Source organism: Mycobacterium lepromatosis, from assembly GCF_000975265.2.
Lineage (GTDB): Bacteria > Actinomycetota > Actinomycetes > Mycobacteriales > Mycobacteriaceae > Mycobacterium > Mycobacterium lepromatosis.
Genome location: NZ_CP083405.1, coordinates 2,496,225 through 2,519,425, shown reverse-complemented (window position 1 = coordinate 2,519,425; position 23,201 = coordinate 2,496,225). Strand labels below are relative to the sequence as shown.

The window sequence follows — 23,201 nt, the reverse complement described above, 5'->3', positions numbered from 1 at the left end:
GGTTAGTGTCGTGACCGGCGGACCTTGATTTCTCGGCGAACCCGATTATCCTGTCTTTTGCGGTTCATATCGGTGACATTTCTTAAATCTGCGAGATCTTGAATGCTATTCAGCCACGAACCGCCGTGGCTTTCGAGTTTCTCCAAGATCGTGCCCGAGCTGTTGACGTGGTGAGTTGGCGTTATACCTAACTGTGCGTTCGCCTATGCGCAACTGCGGTATCTGGAATCTTGCCCTAGGATCTGAGCAGGTTTGCAGCATTTCTAAATCCACTGGGTCAGGATGCCCAGCTCTGATTAGACGGCTGCTAGCAACGTTGTGCTCAAGCCATCACTGGTTGCCGTCAATTACAGCGGCCCGGCCAGGAAAACTACCCGGGATACGCCTGCCACCGGGCTCTTTCAGTCGGGGTGGCGGGATTTGAACCCACGGCCTCTTCGTCCCGAACGAAGCGCGCTACCAAGCTGCGCCACACCCCGCTTGAAGCGACGATAGCTTAGCGCATCGGCCTCCAGACTGGCCAAATTGCGGTGCGCTGGGCAGTAAGAGTCAGCTCCAATGGCACGAGCGTTCGAACTTAACCAGCGTCTCGGCAGGTCTGTCGAGATTGAATCACTTTACGCTGCAACAGTCTTCATTGCAGTAAGGGTCGACGTAGCGGTAGCCACTGTCGCGGAGCAGAGTGACCACCGAACCGTTGCGGCCACCATCTCGGCGAACAGGACGAACGTTCCCCGCAGGTTGGTAGCCTTCGCCGGCCCCCGCCCGGCGCCCGAGCATGGCGCTGACGCGGCGGGTGGTGGCGATCGATGCCGCGGCTGGAACTGCGACTATGTGGTCGACCACTCCCGGGCAGGCATGCTGGCTCAGCTCGCGGTCGCCCGATGCCCTAGCTGCAGGACGACGTGGGCATGACGATGTCGTATCGAGTTTTGACGTAAGTACCGTACCTTCGGTAACGGAAGGAGCGGATGATCGGTCGCGTTGGTTCCGTCAGTGCCAGCTTCGACCACAAGCCATTTCGGAATGGGGTGCTTCTCTTCGAACATTTGCATTTAGATTGATTCGATGATGCTGTTGTTGCAGCGCCAGTCGGTCGCACGCTCGGCGTTGGTGAACTGGTCCAGATAGTGCCCGCCGGTATCCTGCACGAGACGTTGAGCCTAGGCGTAGATCTTGCTTGAGTTCTTTACGAAATGGCACTGTTAGCATTGTGATTCGATGAGCTTCGCCTTAGAGGCACTGGTTGCCGCCGGTATCACAGAGATGAACGGCAGACTGGGCATACCTGCGAAGCAGAAGTCGGAGACCGCCGTCAAACCCGATGACGTCTCCACCACCGTGGTGCCTTCGTTGATACATCCTTTGCACAGCGTATAGAGAAATGACGAGCGTGCCAGTTGGTGTTTGAGTTGCCGGTGATACGGGTCGTCTCGTCTTTGAGGTACAGATCGATGTCGACATCGGTGCATCAGGCCGACAGCAGCGGGCATCGCAGGAAGTGGAGTGTCAGCACTGCGCCGAGCGTCGGCCTCGATCAGCCGGATTGCGTTGTCGGTCCCGTTTTGTGGTAAGTCGCGGCTCACGATCTCGGTGTGCCTGTTCAACGCACTGCAACTGTTGGTTGCGAACGGCCCCGATTCTTACTGGACTCTCGACTGCCCATCGGAGTGGCGATCAACGTCAGCAGGGTTGCTTCGGGTCGGCAGCAGAATCGCACTGGCGTAATCGGTGAGGTGCCTATTCCTGCGGAGACATGCAACCGCATATCCACACCCCAGCTTGATAGCCCCTTCGCCCGAGACCGGTCCAGGCCACAGTTGGTCACCAGAGCTCCGTAGAACGGCAGGCACAATTGGCCGCCGTGGGTGTGGCCGGCCATCACCAGCTGATAGCCATCGGCAGCGAAGCGGTCCAGCACCCGCGGTTCCGGCGAATGGGTCAACCCTAGTCGCAGGTTCGCAGCCGGGCTGGCGGGGCCTGCAATTGTGTCGTACCGGTCCCGGCTGATGTGCGGGTCGTCCACGCCTGCGGCGGCAATGTGCAGTCCAGCTACTTCGAACTCGCGACGGGTATGGGTCAGGTCTAGCCAGCCGCGTTCGGTAAACGCCGCCCGCAGATCCTTCCACGGCAACGGTTTACCACGGACCCGGTGTGTCGGGTTGGTCAGGTAGTTCACCGGATTCTTTAGGTGTGGCCCGAAGTAGTCATTGCTGCCGAACACAAAGACACCTGGCCGGGACAGCAGATTGCCCAGGGCCTGGATCACCCCGGGTACTGCTCTGGGATGCGCCAAGTTGTCGCCGGTGTTGACCACCAGGTCGGGTTCCCAGGTGGCCAGGTTCCGGAGCCAGGCTTGCTTGCGATGCTGGTGGGGCATCATATGGATATCGCTGATATGCAGTACTCGCAGTGGCGTGGAGCCCGGCGTCAAGACTGGGATGGTCAGCTCACGCAGGACGAACGCGTTGCGCTCGATGATCGCGGCATAACCGACCCCTGTGGCTGCGGAGCTGATTACGACGGCGCCGGTGCGGATCAGGATGGGCCAGGCCCAGCGACCCCTGATTTTCGTGCGGGCCGCAGGACCGGTACGGGGACGTCTCCAACAGCGCAGCGGCGAGGAGGAAAGCAGGGTAGTCAGGCGTGTGTCAGCCATGAAAGCAGCCTACTGTCGGTTCCGGACCGGACAACGCAAGTCCGTTGGTACAATGCCGTTTGCGAGTTTACGGGGGCGCTAGTAGCGGAATGGTGATCGGCGGCAAGCCGGGAATTTCGATGAGCTGCGATCTGACCGGGGGTGGTATCGGCGGGCCGCCTTCCGACAGCGGTGGCGGAGCCGGTGGGATGCCGTTGCTGGTTTGAATTGTGATGATCGATCCCGGAATTGTTTGGCCGCGGGGTGTGGTGCCGACCACCTCGCCGAGCTTGGCGGTGCTGTTGATCGAGGTGGGTTGATCGGCAACCTGGAAACCTGCCCCCTTCAGGAGCTGGCGCGCCGTTTCTAGATCTAGTCCGGTCACGTTTGGCACTTGTGAACCGGGAGAACCGTTGACGTAGCGCGGATCGGTCGGTGGCAAGCGAACTTCACCGAATTTGGTGGCGATCGGCTTCATCGCGGTGAACCAGGTGCGGGCTGGCTCATTACCGCCGTATAAGTCACCGTTGCTGCAGTGTCGCAGTGGACCAGAGCATAGATTCGTTGGCGAGGTGGAATCGTCGTAGATGTAGTTGGCCGCCGCGTAGTGGTTGGTGAAACCTACGAAGCCGGAGGATCGGTGGGCTTCTGTGGTGCCAGTTTTGCCTGACATTGGTAGATCCCAGCCCGCTGCTCCGGCCGAACCGGCCGCGGTGCCGCTGCCCATTGTGTCTTTGCTCATCGCGTTGGCCAACGTGTTGGCCAAACCCTCAGGCACCACCTGATCGCAGGTCTCGACCGTAACGGCAACTTCGTTGCCGTTACGGTCGAATAGTTTGTCAATTGGGTTCGGTGGGCACCACATCCCACCCGATGCCAGCGTCGCCGCGACATTCGATAACTCCAGCGCGTTTACCTTGATCGGGCCCAGGGTGAACGAACCGATGTTCTGCCGTTTTACGAAGTCGGCCAGACTTTCGTTGCTGTCCGTGTTGTAGTCGCGGGCGGTGCCGGGGTTTGCATAGGACCGCAACCCGAGTTTGATCGCCATGTCCACCGTGCGCGCCACCCCGACTTGCTGGATCAGCTTGGCGAATGCGGTGTTGGGTGAGGTGGCCAGGGCGTCGGTGACGTTCATCGACCCTCGGTAATTACCGGCGTTGATCACGCACCAGGTTTCCTTGGGGCACCCTTTGGCTCCGCCGCTTCCCATCCCTTTGGCCTGGAACCGGCGCGGAACCTCGAGTTTGGCGTTGATGCCCATCCCCATGTCCAGTGCGGCGGCCGTGGTGAAGATCTTGAAGACCGACCCAGCGCCATCGCCTGCCAGGGAGAATGTCTGTGGTCGCATGGTCTCACCGGCCTCGATGTCTAGCCCGTACCTACGGTTGCTGCCCATCGCGATCACGCGATGGGCGTCCTTGCCCGGCGTGATGACGCTCATCACACTGGAGATTCCCGCCAGGTTTGGGCTGGCGAACTTGTCGATGGCTGCTTTGACCGGAGCTTGGACGTTAGGGTCAAGAGTGGTGCGGATGAGGTAGCCGCCCTTGGCCAGCCGATCCTTGCTGATCCCGGCGCGGGACAAATACTCCTGGACATAGTCGCAGAAGAATGCTCGGTCGCCTGCTGCGATGCAGCCCCGAGGCAGCTCGTTGGGTTGTGGCAATATCCCCAGCGGCTCGGTCTTGGCGGCGCGCAGTGCGTTGGCGTCCTGCGGCAGGTTGTCGATCATGGTGTCCAGCACCAAGTTTCGCCGGGCCAACGCACCTTCAGGGTTGGTGTACGGGTTGAGCGTGCTAGTAGATTGAACCATGCCGGCGAGGAGTGCTGCTTGTTGCCAATTTAGGTCGGATGCGTTGACACCGAAGTAGGTCTGCGCCGCATCTTGTACGCCGAACGAATGGTTGCCGAACGACACCAGGTTCAAGTAACGGGTCAGGATTTCGGGTTTGGTGAATGTCTTGTCCAGCGTGAGCGCTATCCGGATCTCGCGCAGCTTGCGCGCCGGGGTGGTTTCGACGGCCGCACGCTTTTCGGCGTCGGTTTGAGCGGTTACCAGCAACTGGTAGTTCTTCACGTACTGCTGTTCGATCGTCGAACCGCCGCGAATGTCCACGTCGCCGGATGCGTAGCCGGCCAGCCCGGTCAAGGTGCCCGGCCAGTCCACACCGTTGTGGTCGGCAAAGCGTTTGTCCTCGATGGAAACGATGGCCAGCTTCATGGTGTTGGCGATCTTGTCGGTGGGTACTTCGAATCGGCGCTGCGAGTACAGCCACGCGATCGTGTTTCCCGTCGCGTCGACCATTGTCGATACCGCGGGCACCTCGCCCTCGAGAAGTTGGGCCGATCCGTTGGCGACCATTTCCGAAGCACGGTTAGATATCACCCCCAGTCCGCCGGCCAACGGGAACATCATTGCGGTGGCGACAACGCCGGCCAATAGGCAACACCCCGCAAGCTTGAGGACCACGAGGACGGCTGGGAGGCGCTCTGACATGTGTACTACGCTAGCTCCCCCAGTTGTGGCGACACCCAGTGAAGTCGTATAGGAATCTTGACCGACTGGTTATCAGTGGCTTTGTCGATGACCACCAGCACCGAAGTTTTCGTTCGCGTCACTGGCTAGCCCCTAAAAGTAGTGCGCAATGCCTCATACCATGATCACGTCGGGATGGAACGCATGTTCAAAACCGCTATCAGATTGTTGCGCAGTTAGCCTCTGGTTACAACTAAAATGTTAGACACACAGTTGAGATGTATGTAACAGCTATGAGGACAGTGTGTTGTAGATAATATAATATATTTTAGGGTCTTCACCAGAGGAAGGCGGCCGTGAATTGCGGCCGGGAGGAGGAAGGGAACAGCTCCTGGCAAAAACGCGACCGGCCGCCTGTAGAACAAACCTGTCCCCAGCCAAGAGTCCTCTCCATAGTGTCGACGCCGAGGAGTGCATTGCCTGGGTCGCCAAGGCGTTGTGTCGGGTGACAGATCCGGATGAGTTATTTTGTTCGGGGTGCCGCTCAACGTAAAGCCGCGGTGATGTGTCCTCCCTGCCCGGTAATACATGGAGTGTGGCGTGGACCGCGTTGGACAACAAGGTCGAGTTCGGCGTGTGGGGAGGCATGGCCGAGCGCCAGCGCCGGGTGCTACGTTCAAGCAGCACCCCGAGGTCGTATCGTAGGCGGAATTTCTTCGACACGCGCCAGCACCGCAATGTTAGCTAGATTTGTATAGGCTCAGTAGGTCAAGGGCTTTAGTTCACCGAGGACGCCGCCGGGAAGGCCCGTACTTTCATTACTTACCCAATCTTCATTACTGAACTGGTTATGTATTGTCGGGGTTCTTCACCTGTCCCCCGTGATGCGATCGGCGATCGTACGCAGTGCCTCTAGGTCCGATACGTCGAACGGCAGCGACGGTATCCCGACGACCGGTATGTGGGGATTAGCGCCGGTGAAGCGAGACAGCAACCGGGCCTCGCGCTTGGCGGTCTGCCCGAGATAGGCATGAATTCTCAGCACTGCTGCCGTCAGTGCTGCGGCCGCCGAATTGGTGATCTCGTCCTGCAGCGTCTCGCTTGCGTCGATCGCCCGCTCCACGGGCAACGCGCATAACGTCGGGTGGGTGCGATTTAACATGAGGCCGGCCAGCGGCATGTCTTCCTGCGATAGCCGGTCGACGAAGAAGGACGCCTCGCGCAGTGCGTCGGGTTCGGCCGCCGATACCACCACGAACTGAGTGCCGCGCTGCTTCAGCAGTGCGTAGGTGCGATCGGCTTTTCCGCGGAAACCGCCGAATGTGGCGTCCAGCGATTGCACGAAAGCTGCTGCTTCGGAAAGCATCTGTGAACCGAGCACCGTAGACAGGGCCCTCATCGCCAATCCCATGGCGCCGGTCACCAGTCGCCCGATACCTCGTCCGGGGGCGAGTAGTAGCCGCCACAGTCGGCTATCCATGAAGTTTCCCAACCTTTTTGGCGCGTCCAGGAAATCCAGTGCGTTGCGTGACGGTGGGGTATCGACCACCACCAGGTCCCAGCGGTCTTGACTGAGTAGCTGACCGAGCTTCTCCATTGCCATGTACTCTTGCGTGCCAGCAAGCGACGTGGCTACCGTCTGATAGAATTGGCTATTCAGAATCGCTTCTGCTCGCTGGGGTCCGGAGTATTGGACGACCATTTCGTCGAACGTGCGGCGCATGTCAAGCATCATCGCGTGCAATTCGCCGGGGACTTCGGGTGCCAGCGGCACCCGCTGTGGGGTATTGTCGAGGTCGTTCACTCCCAATGCCTGTGCTAGTCGCTTGGCTGGGTCGATCGTCAAAACGACTACAGTGCGGCCATATTCGGCCGCCCGTAACCCCATCGCAGCCGCAGTGGTCGTTTTGCCTACGCCCCCAGCGCCGCAGCACACCACCACTCTATTGGAAGAGTCGGTCAAGATCGCTGCCATGTCGAGGGTAGGCGGCTTGTGGGAAGTAGGAGCAGTCATCGAACCCCCTGTTGTGCAAGCGATTCCGAAAGCTCATACAGGTTACCGAGGTCGATCCCGTCGGAGATGGCCGGTAGTTCTAGTCGTGGAACCTGCAAGGCGTCCAGCTGGTGAGCTGCTTCGGTGCGCGTGGTGATTACCTTAGCATGCTGAATGGTTTCGGTCAGCAGGCCGGCGAAGTCGGCGTCGTTGAGCTTGATTCCGGCCATCGCTAATCCCTCTCGCACCGCGTCTGCGTCGATGTCGTCCCCTGTCACCTTTGCCAGATCGTGGTGCCCTAGGTAGCGCGGGATATTGCGGTTCACGATCACGCTGCCGATCGGTAGCTCCATGTCGGTAAGCTCCTCGATGGCTTCCAGCGTTTCTTGCACCGGCAATGCCTCTAGCAGGGTGACTAGGTGGATAGCAGTCTGGTCGGAGTGCAGCAACTCCACCACGCCCTGGCTTTGCGAGTGCACTGGTCCGCTCTTGGCCAAATTGGACACTGCTTTGGTGACGTTCAGGAAACGCGTGATGCGGCCAGTTGGTGGCGCATCAACGACTATCGCATCATAGACCGGGTTCTTGGCCCCCTTTTTTATGCGCACCACCGATTCTTTGATCTTACCTGTGAGCAGCACGTCGCGCAGGCCGGGAGCGATCGTTGTCGCGAACTCGATCGCACCGATGCGGCGCATGGCTCTCCCGGCAAGGCCCAGGTTGTAGAACATGTCGAGGTATTCTAAGAATGCGGCCTCGATGTCGATGGCCAAGGCGTTAACCTGGCCGCCGCCCTCAGCAGTTGCGATCTTTAGCTCTTGGTACGGTAGGGGTGGGACATCGAAAAGTTGTGCAATTCCTTGGCGCCCTTCGACTTCGATAAGAAGGACTTTGCGTCCTCCTGCTGCCAGGGTCAGTGCCAACGCGGCCGCGATCGTCGACTTTCCAGTTCCGCCTTTGCCTGTCACAAGATGCAAACGGGCCTTGGACAAGCGGGTGGGCCAGCCGACGGGACTACCGTCGCTAGAGGTGGGTGTCACCATCGCATGCTAGCCCGCTCGCCCTGCCTTCCTCGCAAAGCGGATAAGGGCTTACAATACGGGTTCGTGACTGGCTACCAGGTTGACCAGAGCTGTTGAAATCCGACCGTTAAGCTCGCGTCATGAGTCAACCCACCGCATGGGAGTATGTCACGGTTCCGCTGCTGACGCACGCCACCAAACAAATCCTCGACCAGTGGGGCGCCGATAGTTGGGAGCTGGTGGCGGTGTTGCCCGGTCCCACGGGCGAGCAGCACGTCGCATACCTGAAGCGTCCGAAATGAACGTTTTAGCCCGGCTTCAGCAACTAGGTATCGAGCTTCCGCAAGTGGCGCCGCCGCTGGCTTCCTATGTTTCGGCGGTGCGCACTGGCAACTTGGTATACACTTCGGGGCAGCTGCCAATCGAGGACGGGCGATTGTTGCGGACCGGTAAGGTCGGTGCTGATGTCAGCCTAGACGAAGGCAACGCGTTGGCACGGATTTGTGCGCTCAACGCGTTGGCGGTTGTGGATTCCTTGGAAGGGCTCGACTTGGTGACCAGGGTGGTCAAGGTTGTTGGGTTCGTCGCCTCCGCTTCAGGTTTCAATGGCCAGCCGAGCGTCGTTAACGGAGCGTCCGAGCTGTTCGTCGAGTTATTCGGTGATAAGGGTAGGCATGCGCGTTCGGCAGTTGGTGTGGCAGAACTACCGTTGGGTGCACCAGTGGAAGTCGAGTTGATCGTGGAGGTAGGCTAGCTTCCGTGGCCGAGTTGCTGGCCCATCCCGCATACGGCCGACTGCGGACGGTCACTGACACAGCGTCGGTTCTGTTGGCTGATAACCCCGGTTTGCTGACGTTGGAAGGTACCAACACTTGGGTGTTGCGCGGCCCGGGCAGCGATGAGTTAGTTATTGTTGATCCCGGTCCCGGTGATGAGCACGTCGCACAGGTTGCTGAGCTGGGTCGCATCGCGCTGGTGTTGATTAGCCACCGTCACCGCGACCATACCGACGGCATCGACAAGTTGGTCGAACTGACCGGCGCACCGGTGTGCGCCGCAGACCCGCAATTTCTACGGGGCGATGGGGTGACATTGACCGACCGTGAGGTGATCAATGCTGGCGGGCTGACGATTGCGGTGTTGGCTACCCCGGGCCACACCGCCGATTCTGTGTCGTTCGTCCTCGCCGACGCCGTGCTGACCGCCGATAGCGTGTTGGGCCGCGGTACCACCGTGATCGATCCCGACGACGGCAGCCTGGCGGACTACCTGGAATCACTGCATCGGCTAAGCAGCCTGGGCCGGCGAACAGTATTGCCTGGCCACGGTCCGGACTTGGCCAACTTGGAATTGGTCGCGTCAAGGTACCTGGTGCATCGGCAAGAGCGGCTGGAGCAGGTTCGCGCTGCGTTACGGGATCTTGGTGACGATGCGACTGCACGGCAGGTCGTTGAACATGTTTATGTCGACGTCGACGAGAAGTTCTGGGATGCGGCCGAATGGTCTGTTCAAGCGCAATTAGATTATCTTCGCCGCTAACATTCTCCGAGAGTGACGTTGGCGTGGAAAAATGTCCAAATAAAGTGTCTTCGGTACGTCGATCTCGACTTCAACGGCGCCTACCTCGCTCGTCGGGCGAGGCGTTCGGAGTCCGAAATCAGCACGCTTTTACCATCCAAACGGATCCAGCCGCGGTGCGCGAAATCGGCCAGCGCCTTGTTCACTGTTTCTCGGGAAGCGCCCACCAATTGTGCGATCTCCTCTTGCGTCAGGTCGTGGGTGACCCGCATAGCGCCACCTTCCTGGGTGCCGAAACGCTGGGCGAGCTGCAACAACTGCTTAGCCACCCGACCGGGCACGTCAGTGAAGATGAGGTCGGCCAGATTGTTGTTGGTTCGTCGCAACCGTCGGGCCAGCACCCGCAATAGCTGCTCGGCGATTTCGGGACGATCGGCGATCCATGCTCGTAGCGCATCGCGGTCCATTGACACCGCTCGGACTTCGGTGATTGTGGTCGCGCTGGACGTCCGTGGTCCCGGGTCGAAGATTGACAACTCACCGAACATGTCCGACGGGCCCATGATCGTGAGCAAATTCTCTCGGCCGTCTGGTGAGCGGCGACCGATCTTGACCTTTCCCGAAACAATGATGTACAGCCGATCGCCTGGCTCGCCTTCAGTGAAAACGGTATGGCCGCGGGGGAAGTCGACAGGTTGGAGTTGCTTGGTCAGCGCGGCTACGGCGTTGGGTTCCACCCCTTGGAAGATTCCTGCCCTTGCCAGGATCTCGTCCACTTTGCCCCTTAAGAGTTTTCCTGCGATGTCATATGGGTAGGCTAACCTCGGTTTACTTCTGTTTCGCTGACGAGCCTAGAGCTAACAGATTCAATTTGCCAACGCTACACACGATTGATATTGATATGTGGTCGCATTAACCTGTGGACTGACTCGTCAACGCTGATGTGTTGGCGTGGGAAAGCCGGACTTGGCTGGATCAAGCAATTCGGCGACGTCGGTCACGCTAATGGTGTCATGGGTTAGTTTCTTTTCAAGTCGTTCTAATCCAAGCGTTGCGAGCATCAGCAGCACCGGCACACAGGCCACCAGCAACCATGACACAGGGAGAGTAAACATGGCTCAGGTCTCAGTGGGATTACGAAATCAGTACTCTGTCGTAGGTGACAACGGCAAAGTTGTACAGGCGTTCTAAATCAATGCCACTCATGCCCGGCGCCGACGTGACCCGGCGCTGGTCCGGGGAAACCAGACTGGGTTTGGTGCGACGGGCGCGGCGGATGAATCGTGCACTGGTGCAAGCATTTCCGCATGTGTACTGTGAATTGGATTTTACGTCGCCACTCGAGTTGACGGTGGCTACCATCCTTTCGGCGCAAAGCACTGATAAGCGGGTGAACTTGACGACACCAGCTGTGTTTGCGCGGTACCTGTCGGCGCTGGACTACATGGAAGCGGATCACGTTGAACTGGAAAACCTCATACGTCCCACGGGTTTCTTCCGCAACAAGGCGGCATCGCTTATCAGGCTCGGGCAGGCCTTGGTTGAGCGGTTCGACGGCGAAGTGCCCTCGACCATGGCTGAGCTGCTTACGTTACCCGGTGTAGGACGCAAGACCGCTAACGTCATTCTGGGAAATGCGTTCGGTATCCCCGGGATCACCGTTGACACGCATGTTGGACGATTGGTGCGGAGGTGGCTTTGGACGGCTGAAGAGGATCCAGTCAAGGTGGAGCATGCTGTCGGTGAACTAATCGAACGCGATCAGTGGACCCTGCTGAGCCACCGAGTGATCTTCCACGGCCGTCGGGTGTGTCACGCGCGCAAACCGGCATGCGGTGTTTGCGTGCTTGCCAAGGATTGTCCCTCCTTCGGCCTTGGTCCCACTGAACCGTTGCTGGCCGCGCCTCTTGTCCAAGGCCCGGAAACCAGGCACTTGTTGGCCCTGGCTGGACTATAAGTTCAGGTTGGAGATAACGATCGTCCAACCTCTGCCTCGTTGGGACCGCAATGAAGACTTTGACCCCGAAAACCTGGTGGACCATCGTAGTACTTGCAGTGGTGGCCGCGCTGGTGGCGGCATTGGTGGATCAGCTGCGCGACAATATGCGAACCATCGGGACGATACAGGCAACTGTCGAGCGCGAACACCGTGATGCTGACACTCCGGTTGCGTTGGTGGGGCCACGGGAGCATGCAAACCTGCCACCGTGTCCTGATGCCGGGAGTGGTCCAGGTCCGGCGGCATTGCGCGGTGTGGTGTTGGAATGCGCGTCGGACGGTTTAGCCGTCGATGTTGCTCGGGCCCTGGCCGGACGTCGGGTGGTCTTGAACTTGTGGGCCAGTTGGTGTGCGTCGTGCCTGGGCGAACTGCCTGCGATGGCCGAGTATCAGCAACGGGTCGGATCTGATGTGACGGTGGTTACGGTGCATCAAGACGAGAACGAGATGGCCGCGTTACTGCGGTTGGCGCAGCTCGGTGTGCGGTTGCCGACCCTGCAGGACGGTCGTCGGCGTGTTGCGGCGGCGCTCAGGGTCGCAAATGTGATGCCCGCTACCGTGGTCTTGCGGCCAGACGGTAGCGTTGCGCAGACGCTGCCTCGGGCTTTCGTAAGTGCCGACCAAATCGCGACTGCGGTAGGAAACGACGCGGGATGAGCGAGGTCGGCAACCCGGAGCGTTGGGAGGCCGGGCAACTGGAGGTGCCGGTAAGGGCTGGGTGTACCGCCCGTGTGCAGGGGACGGCTCCTCTGGTGTCTGACGTCGGACCGCCCTGGCTGCGCTCGCTGGTTGACAACATCGCTGTGATGCCGGGAGTATCCCAGCGTCGGCTATCGGCAGACGTACTGGCAATGGGGGCCGCAGCCAGTACGATGTCATCGGTGGCTTTGCGTCGTGACGGGTGTGAGGCTGCTGTACTGGTGCTGTTCTCGGGTCCAAAGTATGGGCCACCGGACGGCAGTGCGCCCAACGACGCCGATCTGTTGCTGACTGTACGGGCGTCGACACTGCGTCACCATGCGGGCCAAGCGGCGTTCCCCGGGGGTGCTTCCGATCCCACCGACGACGGGCCGGTTGCGACCGCTTTCCGCGAAGCACACGAAGAAACCGGGATTGACCTTGCCAGACTGCATCCATTAGCCACATTGGAGCGAACGTTTATTGTGCCCTCACGGTTCCATGTGGTGCCGGTGTTGGCCTACTCGGCCGATCCCGGGCCGGTAGCTGTCGTGAACAAGGCCGAAACGGCTATCGTGGCGCGGGTTCCAGTGCGTGCCTTCATTAATCCGGCCAACCGGCTGACGGTGTACCGTCGTGCCTATGGTCACCGCTGGTCCGGGCCGGCGTTCCTACTGAACGAGATGCTGGTATGGGGATTCACTGGCCAGGTGATCGCTGCGATGCTCGACGTCGCCGGCTGGGCTCAGCCGTGGGACGTCACTGATGTTCGCGAGCTGGGCGAGGCAATGGCGCTGGTCGATAGTCAGGGCGATCCGCGATGAGTTCGATGACCCTGTCGCAGTGGCTGGATACCGCTGTTCTAGCGGTCGCGGTCATCGCTGCTATTTCGGGCTGGCGTTCGGGCGCGATAGGGTCTCTGCTGTCGTTAATCGGCGTACTGTTCGGCGCGATGGCGGGCGTGCTGCTGGCGCCGCACATCGTTAGCCACATCAATGCTCCGCGCGCCAAATTATTCGCCGCTCTTTTTCTGATCCTCGCGTTGGTTGTGGTCGGTGAAGTCGCCGGTGTGGGGCTGGGACGTGCGGTGCGCAGCGCGAACCGCGGCCGGATAGTCCGATTGGTTGACTCGGTCATTGGGGTTGGGGTTCAGCTCATTGTGGTGCTGACCGCCACTTGGCTGTTGGCGACACCGCTGACCCAGTCGAAAGAGCAGCCAGAGCTGGCTTCCGCGGTGCGGGGTTCGCGGGCGCTTACTTCATTCAATGAGGTCGCGCCAACCTGGCTGAAGACGGTGCCCAAGCAGCTCTCGGCGCTGCTGAATACGTCTGGTCTGCCCGCGGTGCTAGAGCCGTTCAGTCGCACCCCGGTCCTATCGGTCGCGTCGCCGGACCCGGCGTTGGTCGAGAATCCGGTGGTGCTGGCGACCCAGCCCAGTGTGGTTAAGATCCGCAGTGTGGCGCCCAGCTGTCAGAAAGTGTTGGAGGGAACTGGATTCGTGATATCGCTCGACCGAGTGATGACCAATGCACATGTGGTGGCTGGGTCCGACGGCGTGCAGGTGTACGCCAGCGGCAATCCGTTTGACGCCACCGTGGTGTCCTACGACCCGTCGGTCGATATCGCTATCCTGGCTGTTCCGCATTTGCCGCCTGCACCGCTGCTCTTCGACGACACTAAGGCCAAACCGGGCACCAACGTGGTGATGCTGGGGTATCCCGTTGGCGGTAACTTTACCGCGACCTCGGCCAGGATTCGCCAGGCCATCAAACTCACCGGACCCGACATTTACCGAAATCCGGCGCCGGTAACCCGCGAGGTGTACACTATCAGAGCTACTGTGGAACAAGGCAATTCAGGTGGACCGTTGATCGACCTTAATGGCCGGGTGCTTGGTGTGGTGTTCGGTGCAGCTGTCGATGACCCCGAAACTGGCTTTGTGTTGACGGCCGAGGAAGTGTCCCGTCGGCTTACCGAAATCGGTGAGATCCAGGGGGTAGCCACTGGGCCTTGCCTCAGCTGAGCCGGGGTCCGTGCACCTGCTTGAGAAACCGCATCAGGTACCTGTTAATTTCTTCCGGTGCTTCTTCATGGCTGAAATGTCCTGCTTCGGCGACGGATACGTAGCGTCCGTGCGGTGCATAGCGTCGTGTTCGGTCGACCGAGTCGGCTAGCAGGTAGGGATCCGCGTTGCCGCGTACGTGCAGCAGCGGCACGCTGAATGGTCGAGACATCGATTTCATGAATCGACGGCCTTCGTTACGTAGCTGGCTACGCACTGCCCAACGCTGGTACTCGAGTGCACAGTGTGCGGCAGCCGGAATCTGGATCGCTATACGCAAATGGTCGATCGTGGTCGCGAAATCCTCGCAAGCTTGCCATTTGGCACTGCTGCGACTGCGGACTAGGCGTTCGATCTCCGCTGCGTTATTGCGGGTCAGCAAACGTTCCGGCCAAATCGGTAACTGGTAACGCAGCAACGTCGGCAGCAGTGCGTAACCTTGATCACGGCGCGTCAGCATGGATCGTCGTAACGCTACCGGGTGCGGTGAGTTGATTAAGGCAATGGCGCGCACCAGCCGCGGGTGCAGCAGCGCGGTGGCCCAGCACGCAAGCCCGCCTTCGGCGTGGCCAACCAGTGTCGCCGATGAGTGCCCCAGTGCTCGGATGAGCCCGGCTGTGTCGCCGGCAAGTGTCCAGCCGTCATAGCCGCGGGGCGGCTTGTCGCTGCCGCCGTAGCCACGCAGGTCTACCGCGACCAGTCGCCCTTCGGTCAGGCCGCGTAGCTGATGACGCCAGGACCACCAGAACGAACCGAAACCATGCAGCAGCATTACCAGTGGTCGTGCTGTAGCCGAGGTGCAGTCCTGGCCGCCTGGCTGGGTAGGCACCGCCTCGACGACGTGGAATCGGATGCCGTTGGCGTGCACGTCCAGATGGTGCCATGGACCGGCGATACGGGTCACCGACGGGTTCGGCGTTGCCATCTACCAACCCGAGGGATCGGCGGGGGTCCTGCTGTCGGGACTGCTTTCCGGGTTAGCGTCGGGTCCGGTGAGTTTGCGTGGTTTGGTATGCGCCTTATAGTGGCCGTAGGTGAGGGCAGTGCGTGTCTCCTTGACCGATTCGATGGTCTGACGCGGTCCCCGGATCCGGCGGATCTTCACGTAGCCCAATAGTGCCAGCGCGGCCGTGACCATGACCATAATCGCGAAAACGATCAGGAAGGCCACCCAGCGCCATAGCCAGGTGTCGAGCAGCTCGGCGAGGCACAAGAAGAAAAAGAGGGTCGAGTAGAACAACACCACCAGTGCGGCGATGAAGAAAACGCTGCCTGTCAGACCCTTCTTGACGTCACGGATGATCTCGGTGCGGGCCAACTCAACCTCGGCACGCACCAGCGTGGATACCTGAGTTGTCGCGTCTTTGATCAGATCACCTATCGATGGCTCAGTGGGCCTGGCTTGCGGGTCGACCAACGGAATCGTGGTCAGGGTGTTGGGTACCCCGTTCTTGCGGTCGCCTTTGCTCACAGCCCGGTCCTTTCGAAGTCGCCGTTGTCGCGGTTTATGTTGCCATGCGGCTCTGTATCCGGACGAGGCCAATTGAACCGACAGCAGAATTCGAGGTCGACTAATTGACCGTCCGTCACAATTTGTACGGAATCGGTACTGCGTGGTGATCGTTTAGACTGGCGCTCCTGCACTCCTACCAGGTAGAGGGGAGTTTGGTTTTGCGAAGGAGGCACTGGTGCGTTCTGGTGACTCTGGTTGCCGTGCTCTTGGCCGTGGTGAGCACGCCCACCAAGACTGTGTTTGCTGACGGTAGGCTTCCGATGGGTGGAGGTGCGGGTATCGTCATCAATGGTGATACGATGTGCACCCTGACCACGATCGGTACTGACAGTGCCGCCGAACTCGTCGGATTCACTTCGGCGCACTGTGGAGGTCCAGGCGCGCAGGTCGCCGCCGAGGGTGCGGAGAACAGAGGCCCGATGGGAACCATGATCGCGGGTAACGACAAGCTCGATTATGCTGTGATTAAGTTTGATCCGGCCAAAGTGATGCCGGTGGCTACCTACAAAGGCTTCGTAATTTCTGGCATCGGCCAGGATCCGGCCTTCGGCCAGATCGCTTGTAAGCAGGGTCGCACCACTGGCAAATCGTGTGGAGTCACGTGGGGGATGGGCGAGACGTCTGACACCCTCGTCATGCAGGTGTGCGGACAACCAGGGGACTCCGGAGCGCCGGTGACCGTCAACAACCTGCTAGTCGGGATGATTCACGGGGCTTTCACTGACAACTTGCCGATCTGCATCATCAAGTTTGTCCCGCTGCACACGCCGGCGGTGGTGATGTCGATGAACGCGATTCTGGCCGACTTAAACAACAAGAACTGGCCCGGAGCAGGATTTGTGCCTCAGCCGGTCTGACGCGCGGCTAACCAGCCTGGATCACGTCGAACACAGCTGGGATCGAGCAAAGTTGGCCTGTTGCCCAGCTCTCTGGTTCTAGGCGACGTCGCGCAGCAAGCGGCGCATGATTTGCCGCTGCGTGTCTTTGGGCAGTTCCGGCACGATGTGGCCCTTTTTCAGCCGGGTGATGGAGTGAGATTCCTAGGCCATCTCGACGCACAGCTCGTTGGGTGGTCCCGTCGTGGTCCTCGTAATTGGCCCGTAGCATGACGAACGCGCAAATGGCGTGACCGTTGGTGTCGTCGGTAACGTCGACCACCGCCCCCTCGGCGACCGCGGCGTGACCGACGCGCGCCGGCGCCACCTCGACGGTCGTAGATGCAGTGACCGGACACATCCATCACGTCGTCGATGCGGCCAAGTATCCAGATCGCATTAGTGGGATCGAAGCTAGTACCGTCCTCGGCGGAATAGAAGCTTTGCCCGCCGAACTTGAACCAGTAGGTGTTCCGGTACCGTTCCGGGTTACCCTCGATGCTACGCAGCGTCGAAAGCCACGGCTGATCCAAGACCAAGTACCTGGTGGCGTTCTTGGTATTGTAGATGTCTGGCTGCAGCGCATTGCCGTGGTCGTTGACGATCTTGGCCGAGATACCTGGCAGCGGTGTCACCGTCGAACCTGGCTCGGCTGCAGCGACTTCCAGGAGCGGTGAGGTCATCGCGGAACCGGTCTTAGTCTGCCACTAGGTGTCTACTACCGGGAGCTTGTCGGGGCCTATGACATCACGGTACCAGCGCCAGGACTCGGGGTTGATCGGTTCGCTGACCGACCCAGTAGCCGCAGGGTAGGAGCAGTGTAATAGATTGGAAAACTGTATTTTTATTTTTCGATGATATGAAAATTCCGTTGCCGGTATGGGGTATTGGGCCTGCTCTCGTAGAGCACCTCGATTACGTCGTGCGACAGTGGACCGTAGACCCATTAGGTATGCTCGGTCGGCGATACACCAGAAAACGTCACGGTCCGGCTGGACAGGGAGAAGGTTTGAATCGTGTAACAACACCGAGTGAGATAGCCACCACTGGTGTGCATGATGCCCTTGGTTTTTAGTGGTGCTCGAGGCGTAGCGCAGGAACAATGGCTACTTGGTGTTGAACGGCTCCGGAGTACGTTTGGCGCTTGTGGAGTCGACAACATCGTGCCACCACGGGTCGCTTTTGTTGTTTTAGGAAAAATCAATTCCGTTGTTCTGCAACACCAGCACATACTCGACGGTGCCATGCTTGTTGTCACGGCTTTGTTGGCGGTGTTCTTGAGCGACGCTGGCTTGCTGGGCCGGAACTACCCGTCGTTGACGATCAGCAGTTTCGTGTCAGCATTGGCGATTTGGGTCCACGGCACGTGTGCGGCAAAGCCGCCGAACACCACGTTGTGCATGATGCCCAGCTGTGCGCAGACCAAAATCGCGATCACGGCCTCCGGGATCAACGGCAGGTAGACGGCAACCAGAATGAGGCTGGTCAGCGCGTTGGCCACTTGGCACCCCTGGGTCTGTAGATTCGAATAGGTCAACAAGCGACTATCACTGGGTTCGCCCTCCCAGTGAGATAGTGTCACGATTCTCGTGGACCTCCGCGACATGGCGGTTCAGGCAGTTGTAGACGACGTCGAGCGTGTCGCCTACAAGAAAGACCACCTGGCGAATGAGGCCCCCGACCAGTTCAGCACCTCGGTTAACGGCGTTGAACACGACAGCTAATTGGCTGCTTGCTCCAAAAAGTTAGTCGGTCTTCCTCGGTCGTGCGGTAGAGCTTGGCGTTGGCTTGCTCGGCGAATTGGGCCGACAGCGGATACGACGATGGGCCGTTGATTTCGGTCGCTGGTTCGTCTCTAAAATATGTCTTATTCAAGTGCGCGGCCGTATGATATGACCGATTCCGGTGAGCCTAACGACCGTGTAGCAGGTAATCACCCCCATGGCCGGAACTTAATGTGAGGTGCCTGTGGTGATGTTGCAGTCGGGTGGTTGCCAGCTTTGTCATGGCCACAACAGATTACACCGTCACCGCCATACTGGTTCTACTCGCATTGGCCAAACCTGCTAACGACGAGTCGCCGTCGTGCTGGGCGGACCAGATCGGCGGTTACTGTCTCGCTGACTGAGGGTGCCGTGGGTGACCGCGTGCTGAGCTGTATTTACTCTCACCGGCTCCCCCCGTGGTCGAGTTGGGAGCTGGCGGGCCGTAGGAATTGTACTGACCCCACGTTATGCGGCTACATTGAATGGCTTGCCGGTCAATATATAGACTTTTCCCACCGTCATTATATCATTTTTGCAACAAGAGCAGGCTATCGTCGAGGGCTTGGCCATCGACGATAGCGGCAACTTGTGACCTGCTTACACCGATCTGTGTGTCAACACTCCCGACACAGTCAGGGTGTTTGCGGTACCGGTCACCATCGAGGTCCGCCGACTGTAGACGTACCCGCTGACCGCGGGTTCACGAAGGGTGGTGTCTGATGGCGGCGTTGTGTTATCCGAGTTGGTCGAGGCGCGGCATGGCTGCTGAGCGCCGTCGCAAGTCCTAGGGTCGCTGTCATGTTATGTTGGATTCGGGACTGCGTTAGCCATGCGAGTTTGCCTCGCCGACGAAACTTCTAGTGGCCGGCTGTGGAGGTGGGCTGCATAGCCCTGTTGTAGTGATCGTCAATGGCGGGGCACCCTCGAACCCACTGATCCCGACCATTACCAACGGCAGTCGGATGATCGATCGGCTCTTCGCTGGCCTGAGTTCCTATAACGCCTCCGGCCCACCTTCGCCGAATGCCGCACCCCGATCATCAGTAGCATCCCACAACACCCCTCCGGTCTGCGTGGCAAGGTGAATATCTGTTGATGGTGGAGTTCGTTGCTTCACTATACTGCTATCGAAATACTGCTATCGAAACGGGATCTAACGATGTCGGCTACTTCGATGCGGCGCTTGCGGCGGCCGAGACCGCGGCCAGCATGCAAAAATCTTATGCGCTGACTAACGCCGCACAGCAAATCTTGTTGCACGATTCGCCCCTTGTGCCGCTTTGGGACTACAACAGCGTAATCAGGTGGTCGTTTGCGGTTAGCAACGTGCCCTTCACCTGAAACGATTTGCCCGACTATGAGAACCTCGTCCAGACTTGAGATGGGCTGGTATATCGAGCGCCGGATCGCCCTGGTGGTGCAGGTTTTCCTCAGCGCCACCAGGGCGATCCATAGCATGGTCCTCCTCCTGCTGTCTGGTGACCCGGTGGCCGCGCTGGCTGCTGACTCCCGCACCTATTGCGCAGCTGCGTGCCAGTTACCGTCTCGACGATCTCTTCCTGCTGCAGTATCTGCGTTATTTAGGAGGCATCCTGCATGGCGACTCGGGTCGTTACTATTCCAGGCTACCGGTCAGTGCTGTTCTGGTACATGCTTTTCCGGTGACTTTTAGGCTGGCGCTGATTGCGCTGGCGGTAGAATCCGTCCTGCGTTATTGGATTCGGCGTGATCGCCGGCCTACGCCCGCATGGAATCTTCGATTCCATGGTCCTGCTCACCGGACTGATCATCATTTGCTATCTCCATTTTCTTGCTGGGCTTTTTGGTGTAATTCGTATTCGGGATCCGGCTGGTAATCGCGCCGATCAACGTCGGCGAACGGGCGATGCTCGCGCTTCTGCTGCTCCTCGGGATCGTATTAGGTTCGATGCTTTCATTCGCCTACGCGGTGCGGTTGACTCGCTCGGCGGTGGTTGCCAATGCGTACGCCGATTATGTTCGTACTGTCATGGCCAAAGGGCTGTCCTGGCACCGGGTGGTAATGGTGCGCATTCTGCGCAATTTGCTGATACCGGGTAGCGACCTTCCGCAATGCTGATCTGGTGGCCCTGATGGGTGGAACCATGGTGACCAAAAGCATCTTCAACATCCATGCTTCGATGTCGTCCTTCATCAGGACGTCACCCGGCAAGAGAAGTGCACGGTGGTCTCGAAGTAGACGTGCTCTTGCTGATCTATCTGGTCACCAGTTTGATAATGGACCTGTTATATACGGTCTGTGGATCCGTTGTGGCTGAGCAAATCCCGGACCGGAGTGGATTCTGGCGTTAACTTCGCCGCCATTTGGTGTTCTTAGTCGCCGGCATGTTGGTTCTGGTCATTGGGACGGTAGCGGCTTTTTGGCGTTGTTTATCGGAGCCGATCCAACCTATGTTGACTCTAACCAGGGTCTGCTGGATTCGTCGACAGCGCACTGGTTCGGTACCGATTTGCAAGCCACGACATCTACGTGTGCATCATTTACGGTGCGCTGGCATAGGTCCACCGTTGGTTTGGGAGCAACTCTGGTCGTTTTCGTCGTCGGCAGGGTGCTGGGTGCGTTGGCCGGGTTCTATGGGGGTGGATCGATATGGTTATCTCGCGTATAATCGACGTATTTTTCGGATCGCTGTTGTTGCTGGCCGCCATTGTGCTGACGCAGGTTAGATATCACCATACGATATGGACGGCGATTGCAATCTTGGCGCTATTCGGCTCACCTCAAACAGACAGGATCGCCCGTGGCGTGGTATTCGAGATGCGGGCTAGTAACTGTAGTTCTTGCAGCTAAAGCATTGATGAAAAGCCAATGCCGAGCCCTACTGACGGATGTTCTGCCCAACGCGTTAGATGCGGTAATCGCGTTGTACACCTATAGCCTTCGATATGTCCATCGTTATTGAGGCCACGCTGTCCTGCTTCGGGGTGGGTCTGGCCGACATCGGTGATGATCTCAATTAATTCGATCATATCCACGTCGGCCAGACCCGGTTGTGATCGGGCCCACCTATATCTAGATCTAGCCCGCCGACGCACTGGCAGTTAGAGTGCTTGTTTTTCATGATGATGGGTGGCGCCTCGCGCGAAGCCTTGGTCCCGGTATCATGGGCGTGGCGAGTATGAGCCGCCGCACCGGCGACTAAGCATCGCCGCTTCTATTCTTCGAAGGCTTGGAAGTCGGGTTCGGCGCGAAAGATCCGGCGGTTCGCTGAATGAATCTGATAGTGCCGTTCGGTCAGATCGTGGCGGTCGTCGGCGAATCGAGATCGAGGAAAGCCACCGCTGCTGCGATTCTTAGGCTTCTGCTCCACGTTGGACGAATTACCCTGGTAGGCATCGTTTTGACGGTACCGACATTACTGCTGCTGATCGCCGAACACTCCGGGTCGATCTGCTGTCGTTGTATCTTATACGTTCTGCAAGACCCGATGACTAATCTCAACTCAGTATGGAAGGTTGGTTGCCAAATCTCAGAAGCGTTGCGGTCCAATGCCGACTGTTTTTTACGAAGAAAATCGGTAGAGTAGCGCGCTACAGGCTGACATGCAGGATCCTGCAGAGTAGGCCGGTATCCGCATCGGCTTTTGGGCGACCTGGGTCAGCGTGCGTTGATTGCCATCGGGTTGGTGGATCTGCTGCGGTTGCTATTGCCGACGAGCCGGCTTCCGTGTTGGACGTCACTGTGCAATGGCAGGTGCTCGATCATTTGCAGCGGCTCATCGACGAACTTGGCACCTCGTTGCTACTGATCACTCATGATCTGGTGTTGACCGCTAAACAAGCTGAATCAGTGGTAGTCTTCCGTCGTGGGGTAGTGATGGAATCATTTGCTGTGCGATCAATTCTGCAAGATCCACAACACGAGTAAACTCGTCGATTGATTGCTGTGGCTCCATAGTTATCGGCGCTTAACAGGGGTTATGCACATCTCTGATCGCAGGTGTTCACGAAAGCCGCTGTGCGAGTTGCTGTTCTTATCTCCTCTGGCCTGGTCCAGATTTAACGGGAGTCTCGTGGTGCACAATGGTGCCCAGGTCGTCAGCACACTCAACTGAGATGAAGGGTTAGCTTTTCGCCGGCGAGTGCAGTCTGTGTTCCAGAAACCTTGCAAAAAATTTGGATCCCATGTTCTCGGTGTTTCGTGCCATCGAAGACCTTTTGCGGATATACTGGGTCGGCGACTGCAAGCAACGTGAAACAAGCGGTATGCGGGCTGGTCGGTCAGGTGGGCCCGACGGCGTCGGTGTTGGGCCGGCTGTTTTGTGTAACTTTCTGATAGTCAGCGGAAACTGGTTGCGATCGCTCGGGCGCCGACGCTGTGTCCCGAGGTGTTGGTATGCGCTGAAGTCGTGTCGATGCTAGATGCGTTGGTGCAGGAGACGATATTGGATCTGCTAATCTATATACAGATCTAACTAGCACTGACGTGCCTGGTTTATCAGCCATGATTTGCGGTGCTCCGGCAGATTGCCGACGACGTTCTGGTAATGTTTCCCCACCGGGTGATAAAGCGACTCCCACCGAGGATGAGTTCATTCCGTCTGCTGACCAGTACACCCGTCAGCTGTTGGCGGCCATTCCCCGGTGCGCTAATACCTGCGATAGGGCGATAACTTGACA

At 58.8% G+C, this 23,201-nt stretch carries 15 protein-coding genes, 1 tRNA gene and 8 pseudogenes; 13 read left to right on the top strand and 11 right to left on the bottom strand.

The features are described from left to right. Positions 1-405: 405 nt before the first annotated feature. From MLPF_RS12140 to ponA2, 4 genes and pseudogenes are all read right to left on the bottom strand, one after another. Positions 406-479: transfer RNA gene (locus MLPF_RS12140), tRNA-Pro, on the bottom strand. Positions 480-549: 70 nt separating this feature from the next. Continuing rightward, a pseudogene (locus tag MLPF_RS12135) lies at positions 550-1,607 on the bottom strand (pyridoxal-phosphate dependent enzyme). Next, positions 1,604-2,539: a metallophosphoesterase gene (locus MLPF_RS12130; RefSeq protein WP_420329648.1), complete on the bottom strand. Its 936-nt coding sequence runs from the start codon at positions 2,537-2,539 to the stop codon at positions 1,604-1,606. The pseudogene MLPF_RS12135 and the gene MLPF_RS12130 overlap by 4 nt, the downstream one beginning before the upstream one ends. Before the next feature lie 187 nt (positions 2,540-2,726). Then, the gene (gene ponA2 / locus MLPF_RS12125) at positions 2,727-5,138 is read right to left on the bottom strand and encodes a transglycosylase/D,D-transpeptidase PonA2 (RefSeq protein WP_045843734.1); all 2,412 of its coding nucleotides are present in this window, start codon (positions 5,136-5,138) and stop codon (positions 2,727-2,729) included. 370 nt (positions 5,139-5,508) lie between these two features. Here ponA2 and MLPF_RS12120 point away from each other — a divergent pair. Then, positions 5,509-5,865, top strand: a pseudogene (locus MLPF_RS12120) (WhiB family transcriptional regulator). Positions 5,866-5,985: 120 nt separating this feature from the next. Here MLPF_RS12120 and bagB read toward each other — a convergent pair. Then, positions 5,986-7,131, bottom strand: a complete 1,146-nt coding sequence (gene bagB, locus MLPF_RS12115; protein WP_045843733.1) for an ArsA family ATPase — start codon at positions 7,129-7,131, stop codon at positions 5,986-5,988. Next, entirely contained in the window at positions 7,128-8,153 is a 1,026-nt protein-coding gene (gene bagA / locus MLPF_RS12110; protein ID WP_045843732.1) for an ATPase BagA, read from the bottom strand. Before bagA ends, bagB begins: the two co-directional genes overlap by 4 nt. A 119-nt stretch (positions 8,154-8,272) precedes the next feature. On the opposite strand from bagA, the gene sp36 reads away from it, so the two are divergent. From sp36 to MLPF_RS12095, 3 genes are read left to right on the top strand one after another with little or no spacing between them, the layout of a single operon-like run. Further along, on the top strand, positions 8,273-8,434 hold the full coding sequence (gene sp36, locus MLPF_RS12105; RefSeq protein WP_156147256.1) for a Sp36 family protein: 162 nt from the start codon (positions 8,273-8,275) through the stop codon (positions 8,432-8,434). After that, positions 8,431-8,886 carry a RidA family protein gene (locus tag MLPF_RS12100; RefSeq protein WP_045843731.1) on the top strand — a complete coding sequence of 152 codons (456 nt, stop codon included), beginning with the start codon at positions 8,431-8,433 and terminating at the stop codon, positions 8,884-8,886. Before sp36 ends, MLPF_RS12100 begins: the two co-directional genes overlap by 4 nt. A 5-nt stretch (positions 8,887-8,891) precedes the next feature. Next, positions 8,892-9,671 carry an MBL fold metallo-hydrolase gene (locus tag MLPF_RS12095; RefSeq protein ID WP_045843730.1) on the top strand — a complete coding sequence of 260 codons (780 nt, stop codon included), beginning with the start codon at positions 8,892-8,894 and terminating at the stop codon, positions 9,669-9,671. Between the two features lie 80 nt (positions 9,672-9,751). On the opposite strand, the gene crp is transcribed toward MLPF_RS12095, so the two are convergent. Next, positions 9,752-10,426, bottom strand: a complete 675-nt coding sequence (crp, locus tag MLPF_RS12090; RefSeq protein WP_045843729.1) for a cAMP-activated global transcriptional regulator CRP — start codon at positions 10,424-10,426, stop codon at positions 9,752-9,754. A 192-nt stretch (positions 10,427-10,618) separates the two neighbouring features. After that, positions 10,619-10,765: pseudogene (locus tag MLPF_RS12085) on the bottom strand (hypothetical protein); the annotation flags it as partial. 89 nt (positions 10,766-10,854) lie between these two features. Here MLPF_RS12085 and nth point away from each other — a divergent pair. The 4 genes from nth to marP are packed head-to-tail and all read left to right on the top strand — an operon-like array spanning position 10,855 to position 14,349. Next, positions 10,855-11,607, top strand: a complete 753-nt coding sequence (gene nth, locus MLPF_RS12080) for an endonuclease III (RefSeq protein ID WP_156147266.1) — start codon at positions 10,855-10,857, stop codon at positions 11,605-11,607. 50 nt (positions 11,608-11,657) lie between these two features. Further along, complete coding sequence (locus tag MLPF_RS12075) at positions 11,658-12,305, top strand: TlpA family protein disulfide reductase (RefSeq protein ID WP_045843727.1); 648 nt, start codon at positions 11,658-11,660, stop codon at positions 12,303-12,305. Further along, positions 12,302-13,150 carry an NUDIX hydrolase gene (locus tag MLPF_RS12070; RefSeq protein ID WP_175266480.1) on the top strand — a complete coding sequence of 283 codons (849 nt, stop codon included), beginning with the start codon at positions 12,302-12,304 and terminating at the stop codon, positions 13,148-13,150. The genes MLPF_RS12075 and MLPF_RS12070 overlap by 4 nt, the downstream gene beginning before the upstream one ends. Positions 13,151-13,155: 5 nt before the next feature. Beyond that, positions 13,156-14,349 (top strand): acid resistance serine protease MarP, encoded by a 1,194-nt coding sequence (gene marP, locus MLPF_RS12065; protein WP_162196976.1) that lies wholly within the window; start codon positions 13,156-13,158, stop codon positions 14,347-14,349. On the opposite strand, the gene MLPF_RS12060 is transcribed toward marP, so the two are convergent. Beyond that, positions 14,342-15,313, bottom strand: a complete 972-nt coding sequence (locus tag MLPF_RS12060) for an alpha/beta fold hydrolase (protein WP_045843725.1) — start codon at positions 15,311-15,313, stop codon at positions 14,342-14,344. The two genes, marP and MLPF_RS12060, sit on opposite strands and share 8 nt — an antisense overlap. After that, positions 15,314-15,859 carry a phage holin family protein gene (locus MLPF_RS12055; protein WP_045843724.1) on the bottom strand — a complete coding sequence of 182 codons (546 nt, stop codon included), beginning with the start codon at positions 15,857-15,859 and terminating at the stop codon, positions 15,314-15,316. A gap of 200 nt (positions 15,860-16,059) precedes the next feature. Between MLPF_RS12055 and MLPF_RS12050 the strand changes: the two genes are divergently transcribed. After that, positions 16,060-16,758 (top strand): chymotrypsin family serine protease, encoded by a 699-nt coding sequence (locus MLPF_RS12050; protein WP_175266479.1) that lies wholly within the window; start codon positions 16,060-16,062, stop codon positions 16,756-16,758. Positions 16,759-16,765: 7 nt separating this feature from the next. On the opposite strand, the pseudogene MLPF_RS12045 reads toward MLPF_RS12050, so the two are convergent. Further along, positions 16,766-18,612: pseudogene (locus tag MLPF_RS12045) on the bottom strand (AMP-binding protein). Between the two features lie 790 nt (positions 18,613-19,402). On the opposite strand from MLPF_RS12045, the pseudogene MLPF_RS17885 reads away from it, so the two are divergent. The 4 pseudogenes from MLPF_RS17885 to MLPF_RS12035 form a co-directional block, all read left to right on the top strand. Then, positions 19,403-19,573 (top strand): annotated as a pseudogene (locus tag MLPF_RS17885) (ABC transporter substrate-binding protein); the annotation flags it as partial. Positions 19,574-19,923: 350 nt separating this feature from the next. Then, positions 19,924-20,873, top strand: a pseudogene (locus tag MLPF_RS12040) (ABC transporter permease). A gap of 12 nt (positions 20,874-20,885) precedes the next feature. Continuing rightward, positions 20,886-21,704, top strand: a pseudogene (locus MLPF_RS16500) (ABC transporter permease). A 47-nt stretch (positions 21,705-21,751) separates the two neighbouring features. Next, positions 21,752-23,199: pseudogene (locus MLPF_RS12035) on the top strand (ABC transporter ATP-binding protein). The last annotated feature ends 2 nt before the right edge of the window (positions 23,200-23,201 follow it).